Below are 17,174 nucleotides of genomic sequence, written 5' to 3' on the forward strand. Positions count from 1 at the left end.
GATGATTTACCAGAGTATGGTTTTGGTAGTCAAAGCAATTATTCGGCATCAGGTGAATACCAAACGAAGGCCATTATAATGAGTATGTTTGAGTTGGGTTTTACATTTGAGATGAGAGGAAAAAATGCATTGTATGCAGCAATGTTTCTTGAAAATGGTTACGGATCTATTCTAGACCAAGGTAATGATGAGTCGTACATAGGATATAACCCAACATCTACCTCAGAGAGAAAAGCTAATGGATTGTACAGTACGGATAAAAACGCAAAAATTAAACCAGTAGCGTTTGGTTTAGTATTAGGATGGAAACTTAGATAACTCAACGATTTATCAACTTAGCCTCTTTTGGGAATAGCGAAATAAATATTATAAATCAAACGCTTGACTCGATTTTAAATCTATTTCGCCCACAGTAGTACCAATGACCTTAAATTCATTTTAAGGTCATTTTTTTATTTTATATCGAACCGATAACCATCACAAAATAGAGTACTTGATTCGATTTTAAAGCTACATTGCCCATAGCTGTACCAAAAACCTCTAAAGAAATTAAGGGTTTTTTTACGGCATTTTTTCAATCAAATTTTCGAGAAATTCCAGTACTTGGTTTGAAAAAAAGTCTATCGGGTTCACTTAAACCGATACTTTAATTAGTATCGGTTTTTTTTGTTTATTATAATCTGTATAATTAAATCAATTATTCTATTTTTATAAAAAATAGGCGTTTATGAATTCTTCTTTTAGACTTTCTTTGGTTATGGTTCTCTTCTTATTGTTTGTCCGCTGTAAGGCACAGGTCCCTAGTCCTTCAAATGGGGCATATCCTATCGGGGTTACAAGTGATACTACATTTGTGAATTTAAAGGATTATAGCGATGATTTTGTATACGATATGAAATACGCGACCAAGGATAACTTTCTAAAAGCGAAAGTCTATGATTGTGCTGAATGTTATTTACGTTCAAAGACTGTCATCGCTTTGATTGAAGCCAATAAAGAATTTATCAGAAGAGGATATAGAATTAAGATTTTTGATTGTTATCGACCTTTAGAGATCCAAAACAAGATGTGGGAAATTGTCTCAAATCCCATATATGTGGCTGACCCAGCAAAAGGATCTATTCATAATAGAGGAGGAGCGGTTGATATCACTTTGGTCGACGCTGGCGGGAGAGAACTCGATATGGGAACTCCTTTTGATTATTTCGGCATCGCAGCGAGCCACAGTTACATTAATACTTCTGAGACAGTGCAAGAAAACAGAAAGTTATTGAAGTCAGTAATGACGACGGCCAACTTTAACGCCTTTGATTCTGAATGGTGGCATTACAATTTAAAGTCGGCGCTGAATGACAAAATATCGAATGTGAAATGGGATTGTGACTAATTACTCAATACATCGTAAATTATTTATGAAATAGGTTTCAGGCTCGTAAACCTGATTGTTTAGTTCTGACGTGAACTCTTTTTTAATCACATAATCTTCTGTTCCTGTTAAATACTTAATTCTCATCAAGGATACAGCAGAACTCTTTAACTCTTCCAGACTACCTTTCATAAACATAAAGTTGCCTATAGTTAATCTATTGTCAAAGCTTTTGTCATCGCGAATCATTGTGCCGCAGCTTTCTTCATCAACATGAAGTAAAGTGATAATTGTACCATTATTTAGCTGTAAAAACAATTTAGAGTTTTTATCAAAACAATTTGCTTTCAAAAACCCTTTGCTTTTTTGTATTAACTGGACATTTAAGGTTGGTAAACCGTCCGTTAAGACCAATGAAAAAAATACATATTCAGAAGTGTCACCAAAATTTTTCTCGGAAATCATATATTCCCTGGTTGATTTATAATCGCCAATGGAATCAGAAACATTTGTGCTATAGTCGCATGGTTTTTGGGCAAATGCGTTAAAGCTGTAAAGAAGTAAAGTGACTGCAATTAGATATTTCATTTTTATTTTATTTTATTGCAAATTAAAACAATTTTATCATTATTGATGTCAGTTGTAAAGAAACAATATATATTTCCTCCTTCTTTTATTTTCCATTTTTTGCGGATGTTTTCAACTGAGTCTGGGAAATTACGGGTCGTACAGTTTGCTTTTTTATTCTGTAAAAAAGTTTTCATTTCAATTTTATTATAAGGAATGGATTCTTCAATTTGAAAGACTCTTCCCGGGAATGAAATAAGTTTTTTTGATGTGTATAAATGAGAATGTTTGTGCAGCTTTTCCAAGTTGTAAAACAATCCCACTTCATCAAACCCTCCTGATTTCATGATGGCACTATTGGGCTCGTACAGATATTTTATTGGTAAGCCATAAGTGGGTTTTTTGATTTCTTCATTCAAGATGAAATCAAAAGACTCTGTTTTTTCTTTCAGGATGTTGACTGTTTTGACTGTGATTTCCCCTATATAATTAGGATGCAATTCCCATAAAAGTTCTTTCACTTCATTTACTAAAGCTACTATATGAATTGTTTTTACATATTTGAGCTCTGTTAATCCTGCGGTAATATCGAGAAGAGGTGCGGTCTTTATGAGTGCAGCATTCGAATGATTAAAATAGGAGTCTAGGTTTTCGGGAACATTTGGTAGGCAATCCTTAAGCATGAAGACTTTGCCTTTGGAGTCATTTCGTCTAGAAGGGTCGATATATATCCAATCCCACTTTCTATTTAATGTTGCTAAAGTTGATGAGCTATCTCCTGGATAGCAAGTAATGTTTTTTACCTCTAATTGCTCGAAATTGTGTTTAACTATATTTGATAGCTCAGTATTGATTTCGCAATGGGCAACAGCTTTTATTTTTTTTGAAAAATAATAATCATCTACTCCAAAACCGCCAGTCAAATCGATTAGTGATTCTCCTGAAACAAGGGAAGCTTTGTACGAAGCTGTTTTTTCTGAAGAGGTTTGCTCTATTGAAATTTTATTCGGGTAAATAATGTTTTTAGTCGAAAACCAATTAGTTAATTTGTCTTTAGCTTTAGCTTTAGCTTCAATTTGGTTCAATATGTAAATCCATTCTATAGCCGGAAAAGGATTTTTTTTAAGAGCCAAAGTAGAAATTTGGGTATCAATATTACTATCAATAAATGCTTGAATCTCTGGATTTAGAATCATTAAATCCAAAATTATAAGTTTTTAGTTAGGAGTCGAATAATCATGTTCTCTGGAAAGAACTCTTTACCCATTACTTTTATTATCGTGTAAAAGGGAACGGCAACGATCATACCTAAAATACCAAAAAGATAACCAGCAATCAATATCACGAGGAATATTTCCAATGGATGCGAACTAACACTTTTAGAAAAAATTATCGGCTGTGACAAGTTGTTGTCGATGATTTGAATAATCCAAAATCCAATTAAAACGTAAATGGTTGTTGGTAAAAGTTCAGATTGAAAATCACTACCTAAATTACTCATCATTGTTAAAATGGCTGCTAAGATTGACGCTATTAATGGGCCGATGTATGGGATAATATTTAACAAAGCGCATAAAAAAGCAATTATAGCGGCATTAGGAATACCAAAAATAATTAAAACAATCAGATATAAAATAAAGACAATAAACAACTGTAATAGCAATCCGATGAAATAGCGAGATAAAAGATAATTGATTTTATCTAAAGAATTCAAAATTTTATCTTCATGACTATCTGGTATTAATTTCCGAGCTCCTTTAATGAATATCACACGGTCTTTTAAAAAGAAAAAAGTAATAAACAGTACTGCTCCAAAACCGACCCCAAAACTACTTACTGTCCCGATAATTGTATTTAAAAAATTAGGGATAAGGTTAAAGTTTATTTTGGAAGTAATATTAGCCTCTTTTAGCATTTCAGAGGAATCAATTTGATAGCTATCTAGAAAAAATGCGAATTGATTCATTAATTGTACTATGTTATTTTCAATTTCGGTTGTATTGAGTAGCGACAAGTTGTGACCTTGGGATAAGATCAAGGGAATAAACATCATCAAGAACCCTAGGATAATTAGTATAAATATAACGATTGTTGCAGTAGATGCAAAAAAATGATTGAATTTTAGCCGCTTTTTGAAAAACTGTAAAATAGGAAGCCCAATCAATGTTAGAATAAGTGAAACCGCCAGATAAATTAATACAGACTGGATCTTATAGAAAAAGTAAAAAATTAAACTGCTTAATACGACTGTTAATAAAGCGCGAAGAATACCATTTGAAATGGTTTTGGATGTAGTCATATCGTAGTTTATTATTTGGGCGTAAAGATAAAAAAACTCGCTAACAAGTAGCGAGTTTTTATTTTTTATTGTTTTGGTACTGTTAGCTACCGAAACCAGATCTAGCCCCACCGGAAACAAATAAAGCAGACATTCTTGATTTTTGACCGTTTGTAAACATATACATACCTCTATCGTCAGTATAGTCCATATAGTTCATCGTCATTTCATTGTGAGCAGGCAAACAAGTGCTTTCGTAAGGATATATCGGTACTCCGTAGTTAGAAGTTTTGTGCACAGGGGTGTCAGAAACTAAATCGTTTCCACAAGAAGCATCACCCCAAATATGTCTTAGGTTCATCCAGTGACCCACTTCATGACTACCAGTTCTTCCCAAATTGTAAGGATAGCTTGCAGCAGCTGATTTTCCAAAATAATGAGAGTCAATTACAACACCATCTGTTGCATTAGAACCACCAGGAAATTGGGCATAGCCCAAAATTCCACCACCGATGGTACATGCCCACATGTTGAGTGTCGTTGTTGGGTCCGTGGCATCTATTCCACCTCTTTTCCCATTTTTCATTACATCTCTGGTTCCCCAAGAAGATTTGTTCGTTGATTTTCTAATAATATTAACTAGTTCGAAAGTAATTCCAACATTTGCGGCAACTCCAGCAAACTCAGAAGGAATACTATTGAAATCAGAGTTTGTCGCATTGTAATCTGCGTTCAGTACATCTATTTGTGATTGAATTTGGGCATCAGAAATATTTTCTTCTGCAGTCCTGTAGAGTACGTTTACCACTACTGGAATTACAACTTTCCCATTCACTAAACGATTGGTTAACATCGATTTTTGCGTAAAGGCTTCAATCTTATTCATTCTCAAAACTAAAGTGGGATCAGCTTTCATTTGCGCGTCTAAGACATCTTGTGAAGCACAGCCACGTTGGCCCACTGCAACTGTTGACAATGTTGTAGAATCTGTTTGATCATTTTGGCAAGAAAATAACATCATAAATGCTACGGCGGATAAATAAATTTTTTTCATAGTAAATTGGGGGTATTTGTTAAAAAAAATGGTAATAGTTAATCAGAACACAATTTTATAACATATAATCTTCAAATAAAAATTTTACTTGGGGTTTTGAAAGAAATATATTATCGCAAAATTAACTATGCTTATGTGGCGGGGTTTTTCGAAGGTAAAACAAATAATTAAAATTTAATAAAAATAAGTTTAATCGTACATAATTTTAAATTTTTACATACAAAGAGCTTTTAAACGATATTATACCTCACCTTAACGATTAAAATAATTGTAAGAGTAGACTTTCTTTAAAGGTTTTGTTTCTTTATTCTGGTAGTCAATGATTTCTTATTGCATCAAATCCGTCTCTGTAGGTGTAATTTTCAGCATCTGTTTTTATAGAACAATATAGCTTTAAAGTTTAGCATATAAATTGCTGCTAAAAATTAATGTTCCACTTTTGTTTCGTTCTTTGTCGAACAATTATCAGATTTCAAAATTCTAAGAGGAGTTTTTTTTATAAAAAGATGTTGTCTGCAAGTTGCAGCGGTATTTTTAAATACCAATAAATATTTTCTTTCTAGATTATTTTGGGACGTATTACAGCTACTTAAGCCTGATAAGAGTATAATCAATTATTATGATTTGAAGACTTTTTTTTAATTATTAAAGATATAGTTGATAATATTAGCGCCCATTTTTAGTGCCTTATCGCGAACGGTAGTCGGGTCATTGTGTACCTCTGGGTCTTCCCAACCATCACCTAAGTCGCACTCAAATGTATAAAGTAACATTAGCCTATTTTCTAAAAAAATCCCGAACGCCTGCGGACGCTTTCCGTCGTGTTCATGTATTTTGGGTAATCCGTTTGTAAAAAGAAATGGTTTTTGAAAAATGGCATGATTTGCAGGTATTTCAATCAAGTCATTGTTTGGAAATATTTTCTTAATTTCTTTTCTAATATATTGGTCCATTCCGTAATTGTCATCAATATGAAGGAACCCTCCAGAAAGCAAATATTTATTCAGATTACTTAAATCTGAATCACTAAAAACAACGTTCCCGTGACCTGTCATATGTAGGAATGGATAGGAAAAGATAGCCGGGTTTCCAGGTTCTACGGTAGCTGGTTTTGTGTTTATGTGGGTATTGATGTTGGCATTGCAATATTTAATCAAATTGGGAAGCGATGTGGGATTGGCATACCAATCTCCACCGCCACTATATTTTACCAATGCGATTTCTTGAGAAAAAGAAGCGATAGAAATTAATAGTAAAACTGAATATATTTTTTTCATAATTCCTTTCTAAGTAGGGTTATTCTTCATTAAAGAAAACGATGCTGTGACAGGCCACTATCGCTGCGGTTTCTGTTCTTAGTCTTGTATTTCCTAGTGAAACAGGTACATATTTATTTTCTATTGCCAATGCGATTTCTTTCTCCGAAAAATCACCTTCCGGACCGATGAGCATGGTGACACTTTCATTAGGTTTTAAAACTTGCTTCAATGTTTTCTTATCTGTTTCTTCGCAATGTGCTATCAATAGTGATCCGTCATTTTCACGTTTCAAAAACTCTTTAAAAGTAACAGCTTCATTCAATTTGGGGAGATATAACTCATTGGACTGCTTCATGGCGGTCAAAATAATCTTATCAAAGCGGTCATTTTTGATGACTTTTCGTTCAGAACGATCACAAATGATAGGAGTAATTTCATTAATGCCAATCTCGGTTGCCTTCTCCAGAAACCATTCAAAACGATCATTCATTTTTGTCGGTGCAACTGCAAGATGCAAGTGGAATTTTGAGGCTGGTTTTTTTTCGAATGAAATAACTTTAACGGTACATTTACTTTCGGAAGCCAATGTGATTTCAGTTTCAAACAAACAGCCTGATCCATTGGTTACAAATAAGGTGTCACTGTCTTTTTTTCGCAACACTTTTATGATATGTTTGCTTTCTTCTTTGTCAAAAGAAAAGGTTTCAGTAGTCTCGTCGATATTTGGATTGTAAAATAATTGCATAACTTAGAATTGAATTCGTGCTTTTGAAACAACGGTTGATGTTTCAAATTTTTGGGATAAAAACTTTTGATAACCTACAATTCCTATCATTGCAGCATTATCGGTGGTGTATTCAAATTTTGGAACAAATGTTTTCCAACCGTATTTTTGTTCGGCTTCTTTCAAGGTTTTTCTAATACCAGAATTGGCTGAAACACCTCCGCCAATAGCAACTTGCTTTATGCCAGTTTCTTTTACGGCTAATTTTAATTTGTCCATCAAAATTTCAATTATGGTGTATTGTATTGAAGCGCAAATATCATTTAAATTCTCTTCTATAAAATTGGGGTTGTCTAGTTTTTTCTTTTGGACAAAGTATAAAATGGCTGTTTTAAGGCCTGAAAAACTAAAATTCAATCCGGGTACTTTTGGTTTTGTAAACACAAAAGCTTTTGGATTTCCCAATTGCGCATGTTTGTCAACTAGGGGTCCACCAGGATAGGGTAACCCAAGGATTTTTGCACTTTTATCAAAAGCTTCTCCTACTGCATCATCAGTTGTTTCTCCAATAATGGTTAAGTCAAAATAATCTTTTACTTCTACAATTTGAGTATGGCCGCCACTAATTGTCAATGCCAAAAAAGGGAAACTCGGTTTTTCATATCCTTCTTCACCAATAAAATGTGCTAAAATGTGAGCATGCATATGATTTACTGCAATAAGGGGGATCTCCAGGGCTAGAGCCATTGATTTGGCAAAAGAACTTCCAACTAAAAGCGACCCCATTAATCCGGGGCCTTGAGTAAATGCTATTGCTGACAATTGTTCCTTTTTAATGTTTGCATTGCGAAGCGCAGCATCAATTACGGGGACAATATTTTGTTGATGTGCACGAGAAGCTAATTCTGGCACAACTCCGCCATATTGAGTGTGAATTAATTGATTAGCAACAACATTAGATAGTACTTTATCGTTATGTAAAACTGCTGCTGCTGTGTCATCACAGGAACTTTCAATTGCTAAAATAAAAACCTCGGGATTTTGCATAAAAGGGCACAAATTTTGAATTATATTTGACAGGCCGTTTTTATTTTTTTATTTTTACGGCGCAGCCAAAATTAAAGAATTTTTATTAAAGGTGCCGATCTTTCCTTGGGCAAATTGAATTATTAAAAAAATATAATAACAGATAGGTATCAAAAAACTCATTAAAATAATTTTCCGTTTTATTCTTGGGCTTATCGTACTATTATTGGTACTTGGTATTGCACTTTCGATGCCTTTTATTCAGACTAAAATAGCTCAATATTTTGCTAGTAGTATTAATAAAGACTACGGTACTGATATTGCTATTGGAGGAATTAGAGTTTCTGTTTTTGGAGGTGTAAAATTTAAGAATGTTTTAATTTTAGACCATCATAAAGATACACTAATTTACTCTAAGATTATTAGCACTAATATTTTAGGAGGAAAAAAAATATTGGACGGTGATTTGATTTTTGGCACTATACGGTTAGACGGCTTGTTATTTAATTTGAAAACTTATAAGAACGAAAAAGAAACCAATATTGATAAATTCATAAATGCTTTTGATACTGGAAAACCATCTGACAAACCTTTCTTGCTAAAATCAAATAGAGCAATCATTTCTAATGGGCACTTTATATTGACAGATGAGAATAAGGAAAACCCTAAAGATATTGACTTTGCAAGGCTCAATACCAGTATTAGCGATTTTATAATATATGGTCCAAAGGTCAAAACTACGATTAATAGCATGTCATTTCAGGACCATCGTGGTTTATATGTAGTGGATCTGAGTTCTAAGTTTAGTTACACTAAAAAAAGTATAAAGCTTGAAGAACTAGATTTATCTACGAAGGAATCAAAACTTAAAGCTGATGTCGTTTTAAACTATAAGATAGAGGACTTTTCGAATTTTACGGATAAGGTACAGTTTGACGCGAAGATTAAATCTTCAAGATTGGCCTCTAACGATATTAGACATTTTTATGATGAATTAGGCAAGAATCAATATTTTACAATTAAAGCAAGAATTAAAGGAACATTAAACAATTTAAATGTTACAAAATTGGTGCTTGTCGACTCTAATAGATCTCAATTAATCGCTGATATAAACTTCAAAAACCTGTTTGGGAAAGAGGAACAAAGATTTTACATGAACGGGAGATTTGAAAAAATCTCGAGTAGCTATGAAAACTTGGGACGCTTACTTCCAAATGTTCTAGGTAAAAAATTACCTAAAGAGCTAAAAAAATTAGGGAATTTTAGTTTAAAAGGAAACTCTCAGTTAACTGCAACTATCCTTGATGCTGATTTTTCGATGGTTACCGAGATAGGAAAAGTACAATCGCAATTGGAGATGAAACGTATTGACGTTATTGACAAAGCGTCTTATCTAGGTAAAATTGTTCTAGAAGATTTTGATGTTGGAACTTTACTAGAACGAAATGATTTAGGAAAAGTAAGTATGAATATCGATTTTGATGGTATTGGTTTTACTGAAAAATATTTAAATACTGCCATAAAAGGAGATGTTACCAAAATAGACTTTAATGGCTACACTTATAGCAACATAGTGTTAAATGGGAATTTAAAGGCTCCTAACTACAAGGGACAAATTTCGGTAAACGACCCGAATCTTAATATGAACTTTGATGGTCTCGTCGATTTAAGCAATAAGGATAATAAATATGATTTTCACATCAATGTTGTAAATGCAGATTTGCACAAGTTAAAACTGGTCAGGGATTCCATTTCAATTTTTAAAGGAGATGTCGTTGTTCAAGTGAGTGGGAATACAATTGAAAATCTTGAAGGAAACGTTTTTATAAAAAAAACATCGTATCAAAACGAAAAGGACACTTACCGTTTTGATGATTTTAATATTAACTCCAGTTTTGATCAAGATAGGATACGTACAATTGCGGTAAACTCTCCTGATATTGTTAAAGGTGAAATTGTAGGTAAATTTCAATTTGATCAAGTAGAGAATTTAGTTAAGAACTCTTTGGGTAGTTTGTATACGAACTACGAGCCCAACAAGGTAAATAGAGGACAGTTTTTGAAGTTTAATTTCACTATTTATAATAAAATAGTCGAAATATTTTATCCAGAAATTTCCATAGGGTCAAATACTGTAGTAAAAGGAAACATCAAATCCGATATGCAGGAATTTAAACTAAATTTTAATTCGCCACAAATTATCGCTTCACAAAACATACTCGATAATATCCGCGTATCAGTAGATAACAAAAATCCGCTTTACAATGCTTATATAGAGTTGGACAGTATCAAAACCAAATACTATAAAATTCGTGATTTCAGTTTAATAAATGTAACCATGAAAGACACCTTATTCTTCAGATCTGAATTTAAAGGAGGTTCGCAAGGGGAGGATTATTTTAACTTGAACCTTTACCATACCATAAATAAGAATAATGAAAATGTGGTAGGAATCAATAAGTCCGAGATGAAATTTAAGGATTACCTATGGTATTTGAATGAAAATGAAACCCCAAACAATCAGATTGTGTTTGATAAGTCTTTTAAAAACTTCAGCATAGACGACATCATACTGTCTCACGAGAATCAGGCAATGTCGCTGGAGGGAACCATTAAAGATAAAATAAACAAGGATTTAAAATTAAGTTTTAAAGATGTTGATTTGTTTAGAATTACTCCAGCAACAGGTAAATTTGTATTTAATGGAAACATAAATGGAGCTGTAAATTTCAAACAAAATAATGAAGTCTATAAACCAACGGCATCATTAGTTATAGATCATTTAAATATTAATGAAACCGATCTGGGAGTTTTTAAATTCGATATTGAAGGGGATCAAAACTTAGAGAAATTTACTATAAATTCTTTATTAGAAAATGAAAGTTTAGAATCTCTCAATGCCCAAGGGTATTTTAAAATCGTAAACAAAGAAACGGTTCTTGATATGAATTTAAAATTGGCTAAATTTAATTTGGGATTGCTAAACTCACTAGGCGGGGATGTAGTATCAAATATTAGGGGCTTGGTTACTGGAAATGCCACAATCAGCGGAAACGTGGATAAGCCAGATATTAATGGGCGTCTTTATCTAGATGATGCGGGTTTGACGATACCTTATTTGAATGTTGACTATTTATTAGATGACCGCTCAGTTGTTGATCTTACCAATCAAAGGTTTTTGTTTAGAAGCAATACATTAACCGATTCAAAATTTGGTACAAAAGGCTTACTTAATGGAATTATTGAACATAATAATTTTGCGGATTGGAAATTTGATTTAGGGATTGAAGCGCCAAGATTGCTCGTACTCGACACTAAAGATAGAGAAGATGCTGCTTATTATGGCACTGCATTTATTGATGGTAGTGCTACCATTAAAGGCCCAATTAACGGTTTGTTTATTAAGGTTGAGGCAAAATCCGAAAAAGGGACTGAAATTAAAATACCGATTAATTCCGCTGAAAGCGTTAGCGAGAATGCTTTCGTTCATTTTTTGACTGAAAAAGAAAAGTACAATATAAAAATGGGAATCGTAGAGGATACTCGAGGATATAAGGGACTTGAACTAGAGTTTGATCTCGATATCACTCCCGAAGCTGAAATTGAAGTAATTTTAGATAGAAATTCAGGGCATGGAATGAAAGGAAAAGGTTTTGGGTCATTACTATTTAAAATAAACACATTAGGAAAATTTAATATGTGGGGGGATTTTCAGGCATATGAAGGGAGTTATAACTTTAAATATGGAGGTCTGGTAGACAAGAAATTTGACGTAAGAAAGGGTGGCTCTATTATATGGGAAGGGAATCCAATGAAAGCACAATTGAATTTAGAAGCGGTTTATAAAACGATTGCAAACCCAGCTGTTTTATTAGAAAACTCATCATTTAGCAGAAAGGTGGCAGTTGATGTAATCATTGGTATTCATGGCGATTTGGCGAGCCCAGAACCCGATTTCAACATTGAGTTTCCTACAGTTAGTAATGTATTAAAGTCAGAGATTCAATACAAACTTAATGATAAGGATGTGAGACAAACACAAGCACTATATTTATTATCTTCAGGTGGTTTTTTGAGTTCTGAGGGAGTTAATCAGTCTGATTTTTCTGGAAGCTTGTTCGAAACCGCTTCTAGTTTATTGGGAGGGATAATTCAATCAGATAATGAAAAATTTAAGGTTGGTCTTAATTACATCTCTGCAGACCGAAGGATAGGAAGAGAGACTGACGGTAGATTTGTAGCCACCATTTCATCAAAAATTAACGAAAGGATTACAATTAATGGAAAAGTGGGTGTCCCTTTTGGTGGTATAAATGAGTCTGCAATTGTCGGGGATTTAGAAATTCAATATCGAGTTAATGAAGACGGAACTCTTAACTTGAGACTTTTTAATAGGGAAAATGATATTAATTATATAGGACAAGGGATTGGGTATACTCAAGGGGTAGGTGTATCGTATGAGGTAGATTTTGATACTTTCAAAGAACTGGTTAATACAATATTTAAAAGACATCTATTAGGGATTGCAAAAGCAGCTCCTGAACAGTTTCAAGATTCGAATTTAGCACCGGAATATATTAATTTTACGAAGCCCAAAGGTCCTCGAGCCGAAATTCCAAAAAAAAGCCTAGAAGCAATAATTCCCGAGGAAGATTAATCCCTATTCGGGGGGTCGTTAGCGGACAACTTTTAATCTACATTTAATCAGTTCATTTCCTAGAACGAACTTATATAAGGAAGTAACTCATTTAATTGTATATTAAGGTTTTGACTATTTATCGTGCGAAGATATTTGTTCAAAACGACACATTGCAAAGGGATATCAGGATTTTCCAATTACATAAAAAATAGAGTTTGAATTTCATGTATTAATTTTCGATAATTGTAGGCAAGCAGATCTTATTTGGGTTCATTATTAGTTAATTATCAAATTAAAATTAGAAAAAACAACTTTTGTGGAAAAAAACCGTCTTTTTTTTATTTTAATAAAACTTATCAACGATAACGTTTGAATTTAGTTCACTTACCTTAATTAGTAAAAACATAATGCATAAAGTGCAATATGTTTGCTAATTTTACACTTTAATACTTAAATAATGCCAAAAACAATAAAGAAAATTGGGGTTCTTACTTCTGGTGGTGATTCTCCTGGTATGAATGCCGCCATTAGGTCGGTTGTAAGAACCTGTGCTTACCACGCCATAGAATGTATAGGAATTTATAGAGGGTACCAGGGAATGATTGAAGGCGACTTCAAAGAAATGGGACCCCGTAGCGTAAATAATATTGTCAATAAAGGAGGTACTGTTTTAAAATCTGCTCGGTCTCTTGAGTTTAGAACTCCAGAAGGAAGAAAAAAAGCGCATGCAAATCTTTTGAAAGCAGGCATAGATGCTTTAGTTGTGATTGGAGGAGACGGAACATTTACGGGAGGTATGATATTTCATACGGAATTTGATTTTCCTGTAATGGGAATACCCGGAACAATCGATAATGACATATTTGGCACCAGCCACACATTAGGGTATGATACTGCCTTAAATACAGTTGTCGAAGTTATTGATAAGATTAGAGACACAGCAAGTTCACATAACAGACTATTTTTTGTTGAAGTTATGGGTAGAGACGCAGGTCATATTGCTTTGAATGCAGGAATTGGAGCAGGAGCAGAGGAGATTTTAATACCCGAGGAAGATTTGGGATTAGATAGATTGCTAGATTCATTACAAAAAAGTAAAGCCTCAGGGAAATCTTCAAGTATTGTGGTAATTGCTGAAGGTGACAAAATTGGAAAAAACGTATTTGAATTAAAAGATTATGTAGAGGCAAATTTACCCGAATATGATGTTAGAGTTTCTGTTTTGGGTCATATGCAGCGAGGTGGATCCCCATCTTGTTTTGATAGAGTTTTGGCCAGTAGGTTAGGGGTGAAAGCAGTCGAATCATTATTAGAAGGGAAATCAAATTATATGGTTGGTTTGCAAAATGATAAGGTGACACTGACGCCATTAGAACAAGCAATAAAGGGTAAAACAGAAATAGATAGAGAATTATTGAGAGTTTCAGACATAATGTCAACATAATAGTAAGGAAAAGCTTATTGATAGCAAAGTAGGTTTTGAAGAGGTTAAAAAAAACAATAAAAAAAAACAAAAAAAAATGTCAAAAGTAAAATTAGGAATAAACGGTTTCGGTAGAATAGGAAGAATTGTTTTTAGAGAGTCTTTTAATAGAGACAATGTTGAGGTAGTAGCAATCAATGATCTATTAGACGTCGATCATTTAGCTTACTTATTGAAATATGATTCAGTTCACGGCCGTTTTAATGGTACAGTTGAAGTTAAAGAAGGACAACTTTTTGTAAACGGAAAGAACATTCGTATTACGGCAGAAAGAAATCCAGCTGACTTGAAATGGAATGAAGTTGATGTTGATGTAGTAGCAGAGTGCACTGGTTTCTTTACAACTATCGAAACGGCAAATGAGCATATAAAAGGCGGTGCAAAGAAAGTAATTATTTCAGCTCCATCTGGTGATGCTCCAATGTTTGTAATGGGAGTGAATCATACTGAAGCTAAAGCTTCTGATTTGATTGTTTCTAACGCATCTTGTACTACTAACTGTTTAGCTCCGTTAGCTAAAGTTATTAATGATAATTTTGGCATTGTAGAAGCTTTAATGACTACAGTTCATGCAACAACTTCAACTCAAATGACAACTGATGGTCCTTCTAGAAAAGACTGGAGAGGTGGACGTGCTGCTAGTGTAAACATCATTCCTTCTTCTACAGGTGCTGCAAAAGCAGTTGGTAAAGTTATTCCTGAATTAAATGGAAAATTAACTGGTATGGCTTTCCGTGTCCCTACTACTGATGTTTCAGCAGTAGATTTAACTGTGAAAGTTGCCAAAGAAACTTCTTACGAAGAAATAATGGCAGTATTGAAAAATGCTTCTGAAACTAGCATGAAAGGTATTTTAGGATATACTGAAGACCTTGTTGTTTCTCAGGATTTTGTTTCAGATTCAAGAACATCTATTATTGATGCTAATGCTGGAATTGGATTGAATTCTACTTTCTTTAAAATCATTTCTTGGTACGATAACGAATATGGTTATTCGAGTAAATTGATTGATTTAGCAGTGCACATTTCTGCATTAAAATAATCTTTAATATATTTAGAAATCCCGTTATTCAATTTTAACGGGATTTTTCTTTTTTCTTCTTATATTGTATCAATTTATATTTTGATGATATTTTTTTGATTAAAAAATAGAAACAAAACCAAAGTTCAAAAACCAAAAACCTTAAAAGATGAGATTAATAGTTGATAGTGGTTCTACGAAAGCCGATTGGATTTCGATAGATGATGATGGGAAAATATTATTTACTACCCAAACCTTAGGATTAAATCCCGAAATACTCGAAAATAATGAAATTGTTGAACGATTAAATGATCGTTTTGATATTTTACAGAATAAAAAAAATGCAACTCATTTATTCTTTTATGGCGCAGGTTGTGGAACTGATAGGATGAAAATGAATTTATCCCAAACTTTTCAAAGTTATTTTCCAAATGCAATTATCTCAGTAGAAGAAGACACATATGCAGCAGTATATGCAACTACTCCTAAAGGACAAAAAGCAATTGTTTCAATTTTAGGAACTGGATCAAATTGTAGCTATTTTGATGGAAAAGAATTGCATCAAAAAGTACAATCATTGGGATATATCGTAATGGATGATTGTAGTGGGAATGTTTTAGGAAAAGAATTAATTAGAAAGTATTACTTCAATAAAATGCCACAGGAATTAGCAGAAGCATTTGAAAAAGAATATGATTTAGATCCTGACTTTATTAAAAGTAAATTATATAAGGAAGCAAATCCTAATGCTTATCTAGCGACTTTTGCAAAATTTTTAATTCAGCACAAAGAACATGATTTGTGTAAAAAAATTATTATGAAGGGAATGAAATCTTTTGTCAAAAATTATATAAGACAATATGATAACTGTAAGGAAGTTCCCGTACACTTTGTAGGATCTATTGCTTTCTATCTGAAAGATGAGCTACAACAGACTTTTGATAAGTATGATATGAAACTGGGAAATGTTTTGCGTAGGCCAATTGACGGATTAATTGCATATCATATAGCAAATAAATAAAAGAAGGGTATCTATGGGAATAGCAATTATTTCCTATGATTTTAAAAAAGCAGATATGGTGCAGTTTTTGAATAAAAACAGTATCATTTTACAAAACTAGAAAATAAAACGCGTAGCTACTTTGACAACCTGCAGTAAAGCTGAAAGTGCAGGATTTAAAGTTAAAAAAATACTTTCGTGATATGGGAGGTGATGCTAAAGTTGCAGAGGAAAAAACAAAAATGGTTTTGTTTTTTAAAGATCCTTTGGCCAGCCAAGCTCTGAAGTAGACATAAATATGTTGCGTGTGATGTTGATAACGTGCCAATAGCTACAAATGAAGCAACAGCCCAGCTATTACTAAATGCAATCACAATTGAATTATAGAATTTAAATATTTTTTGAAGATATAAAAAAACCGTTTCAGTTTTAAACGAGGGCACTGAAAAACTTCACTTATTTTGATTAGAGTCGTTTTTTAGACAATAAAAAAACGCTTATAACAGGATTTTAAAGATCCTTTATGAGCGTTTTAATTTTTACAACTGTTTTTTATTATAGGTTATATGAGTCAATTTTTGACTTTTATAGGCTCATTGAGTGTACTGCGCATGTAGCTTTGATTTTCCTACATTAATTTGAGTATTCTTTTTAAGTTGACTGCGAAAATTGCTATTGCACCTTGCATTTGCATATTGGTAATGCCATATGATATTGCTCTATCATAACCATGTACATTTTTCAACTCACTATTTTT

At 33.1% G+C, this 17,174-nt stretch carries 13 protein-coding genes and 1 pseudogene; 7 read left to right on the forward strand and 7 right to left on the reverse strand.

Annotated elements, in window-relative coordinates; all coding sequences use genetic code 11:
* Together ACEN2H_RS14760 and ACEN2H_RS14765 are read left to right on the forward strand one after the other, a co-directional pair.
* The coding region (locus ACEN2H_RS14760; protein WP_441733667.1) for a hypothetical protein at positions 1–318 on the forward strand (318 nt) is incomplete at its 5' end.
* Between the two features lie 409 nt (positions 319–727).
* Positions 728–1,387 (forward strand): M15 family metallopeptidase, encoded by a 660-nt coding sequence (locus ACEN2H_RS14765; RefSeq protein ID WP_441733669.1) that lies wholly within the window; start codon positions 728–730, stop codon positions 1,385–1,387.
* On the opposite strand, the gene ACEN2H_RS14770 is transcribed toward ACEN2H_RS14765, so the two are convergent.
* The 7 genes from ACEN2H_RS14770 to tsaD all read right to left on the reverse strand — a co-directional run bounded on the left by ACEN2H_RS14770 (position 1,388) and on the right by tsaD (position 8,295).
* Positions 1,388–1,954, reverse strand: coding sequence for a hypothetical protein (locus tag ACEN2H_RS14770; protein WP_441733671.1), 567 nt, complete (start codon positions 1,952–1,954; stop codon positions 1,388–1,390).
* A 2-nt stretch (positions 1,955–1,956) separates the two neighbouring features.
* Complete coding sequence (locus tag ACEN2H_RS14775; protein ID WP_441733673.1) at positions 1,957–3,138, reverse strand: THUMP-like domain-containing protein; 1,182 nt, start codon at positions 3,136–3,138, stop codon at positions 1,957–1,959.
* A gap of 2 nt (positions 3,139–3,140) precedes the next feature.
* Positions 3,141–4,232 (reverse strand): AI-2E family transporter, encoded by a 1,092-nt coding sequence (locus ACEN2H_RS14780; protein ID WP_441733675.1) that lies wholly within the window; start codon positions 4,230–4,232, stop codon positions 3,141–3,143.
* An 82-nt stretch (positions 4,233–4,314) separates the two neighbouring features.
* Complete coding sequence (locus tag ACEN2H_RS14785) at positions 4,315–5,265, reverse strand: zinc metalloprotease (protein WP_441733677.1); 951 nt, start codon at positions 5,263–5,265, stop codon at positions 4,315–4,317.
* A gap of 638 nt (positions 5,266–5,903) precedes the next feature.
* The gene (locus ACEN2H_RS14790; protein WP_441733679.1) at positions 5,904–6,542 is read right to left on the reverse strand and encodes a DUF4159 domain-containing protein; all 639 of its coding nucleotides are present in this window, start codon (positions 6,540–6,542) and stop codon (positions 5,904–5,906) included.
* Between the two features lie 19 nt (positions 6,543–6,561).
* Positions 6,562–7,269, reverse strand: a complete 708-nt coding sequence (locus ACEN2H_RS14795) for a 16S rRNA (uracil(1498)-N(3))-methyltransferase (protein WP_441733681.1) — start codon at positions 7,267–7,269, stop codon at positions 6,562–6,564.
* Positions 7,270–7,272: 3 nt separating this feature from the next.
* Entirely contained in the window at positions 7,273–8,295 is a 1,023-nt protein-coding gene (gene tsaD / locus ACEN2H_RS14800; RefSeq protein ID WP_441733682.1) for a tRNA (adenosine(37)-N6)-threonylcarbamoyltransferase complex transferase subunit TsaD, read from the reverse strand.
* Positions 8,296–8,500: 205 nt separating this feature from the next.
* Here tsaD and ACEN2H_RS14805 point away from each other — a divergent pair, with 205 nt between their 5' ends.
* From ACEN2H_RS14805 to ACEN2H_RS14825, 5 genes and pseudogenes are all read left to right on the forward strand, one after another.
* Positions 8,501–12,931, forward strand: coding sequence for a translocation/assembly module TamB domain-containing protein (locus ACEN2H_RS14805; protein WP_441733684.1), 4,431 nt, complete (start codon positions 8,501–8,503; stop codon positions 12,929–12,931).
* A 439-nt stretch (positions 12,932–13,370) separates the two neighbouring features.
* Positions 13,371–14,357, forward strand: coding sequence for a 6-phosphofructokinase (gene pfkA / locus ACEN2H_RS14810; protein ID WP_441733686.1), 987 nt, complete (start codon positions 13,371–13,373; stop codon positions 14,355–14,357).
* Positions 14,358–14,433: 76 nt separating this feature from the next.
* The gene (gap, locus tag ACEN2H_RS14815) at positions 14,434–15,438 is read left to right on the forward strand and encodes a type I glyceraldehyde-3-phosphate dehydrogenase (protein ID WP_441733688.1); all 1,005 of its coding nucleotides are present in this window, start codon (positions 14,434–14,436) and stop codon (positions 15,436–15,438) included.
* Between the two features lie 148 nt (positions 15,439–15,586).
* Positions 15,587–16,438: an N-acetylglucosamine kinase gene (locus ACEN2H_RS14820; protein ID WP_441733690.1), complete on the forward strand. Its 852-nt coding sequence runs from the start codon at positions 15,587–15,589 to the stop codon at positions 16,436–16,438.
* Positions 16,439–16,451: 13 nt separating this feature from the next.
* Positions 16,452–16,804, forward strand: a pseudogene (locus ACEN2H_RS14825) (methylglyoxal synthase).
* Positions 16,805–17,174 lie beyond the last annotated feature (370 nt).

The sequence above is a fragment of the Flavobacterium sp. W22_SRS_FP1 genome, from assembly GCF_052113685.1.
Lineage (GTDB): Bacteria > Bacteroidota > Bacteroidia > Flavobacteriales > Flavobacteriaceae > Flavobacterium.

Bases quoted from the DNA above. Each gene is read 5' to 3' on its own strand.
- ACEN2H_RS14780 (WP_441733675.1), bottom strand. From the start codon at position 4,232: ATGACTACATCCAAAACCATTTCAAATGGTATTCTTCGCGCTTTATTA.
- tsaD (WP_441733682.1), bottom strand. From the start codon at position 8,295: ATGCAAAATCCCGAGGTTTTTATTTTAGCAATTGAAAGTTCCTGTGAT.
- gap (WP_441733688.1), top strand. From the start codon at position 14,434: ATGTCAAAAGTAAAATTAGGAATAAACGGTTTCGGTAGAATAGGAAGA.
- ACEN2H_RS14795 (WP_441733681.1), bottom strand. From the start codon at position 7,269: ATGCAATTATTTTACAATCCAAATATCGACGAGACTACTGAAACCTTT.
- ACEN2H_RS14785 (WP_441733677.1), bottom strand. From the start codon at position 5,265: ATGAAAAAAATTTATTTATCCGCCGTAGCATTTATGATGTTATTTTCT.
- ACEN2H_RS14790 (WP_441733679.1), bottom strand. From the start codon at position 6,542: ATGAAAAAAATATATTCAGTTTTACTATTAATTTCTATCGCTTCTTTT.
- ACEN2H_RS14820 (WP_441733690.1), top strand. From the start codon at position 15,587: ATGAGATTAATAGTTGATAGTGGTTCTACGAAAGCCGATTGGATTTCG.
- ACEN2H_RS14770 (WP_441733671.1), bottom strand. From the start codon at position 1,954: ATGAAATATCTAATTGCAGTCACTTTACTTCTTTACAGCTTTAACGCA.
- ACEN2H_RS14765 (WP_441733669.1), top strand. From the start codon at position 728: ATGAATTCTTCTTTTAGACTTTCTTTGGTTATGGTTCTCTTCTTATTG.
- pfkA (WP_441733686.1), top strand. From the start codon at position 13,371: ATGCCAAAAACAATAAAGAAAATTGGGGTTCTTACTTCTGGTGGTGAT.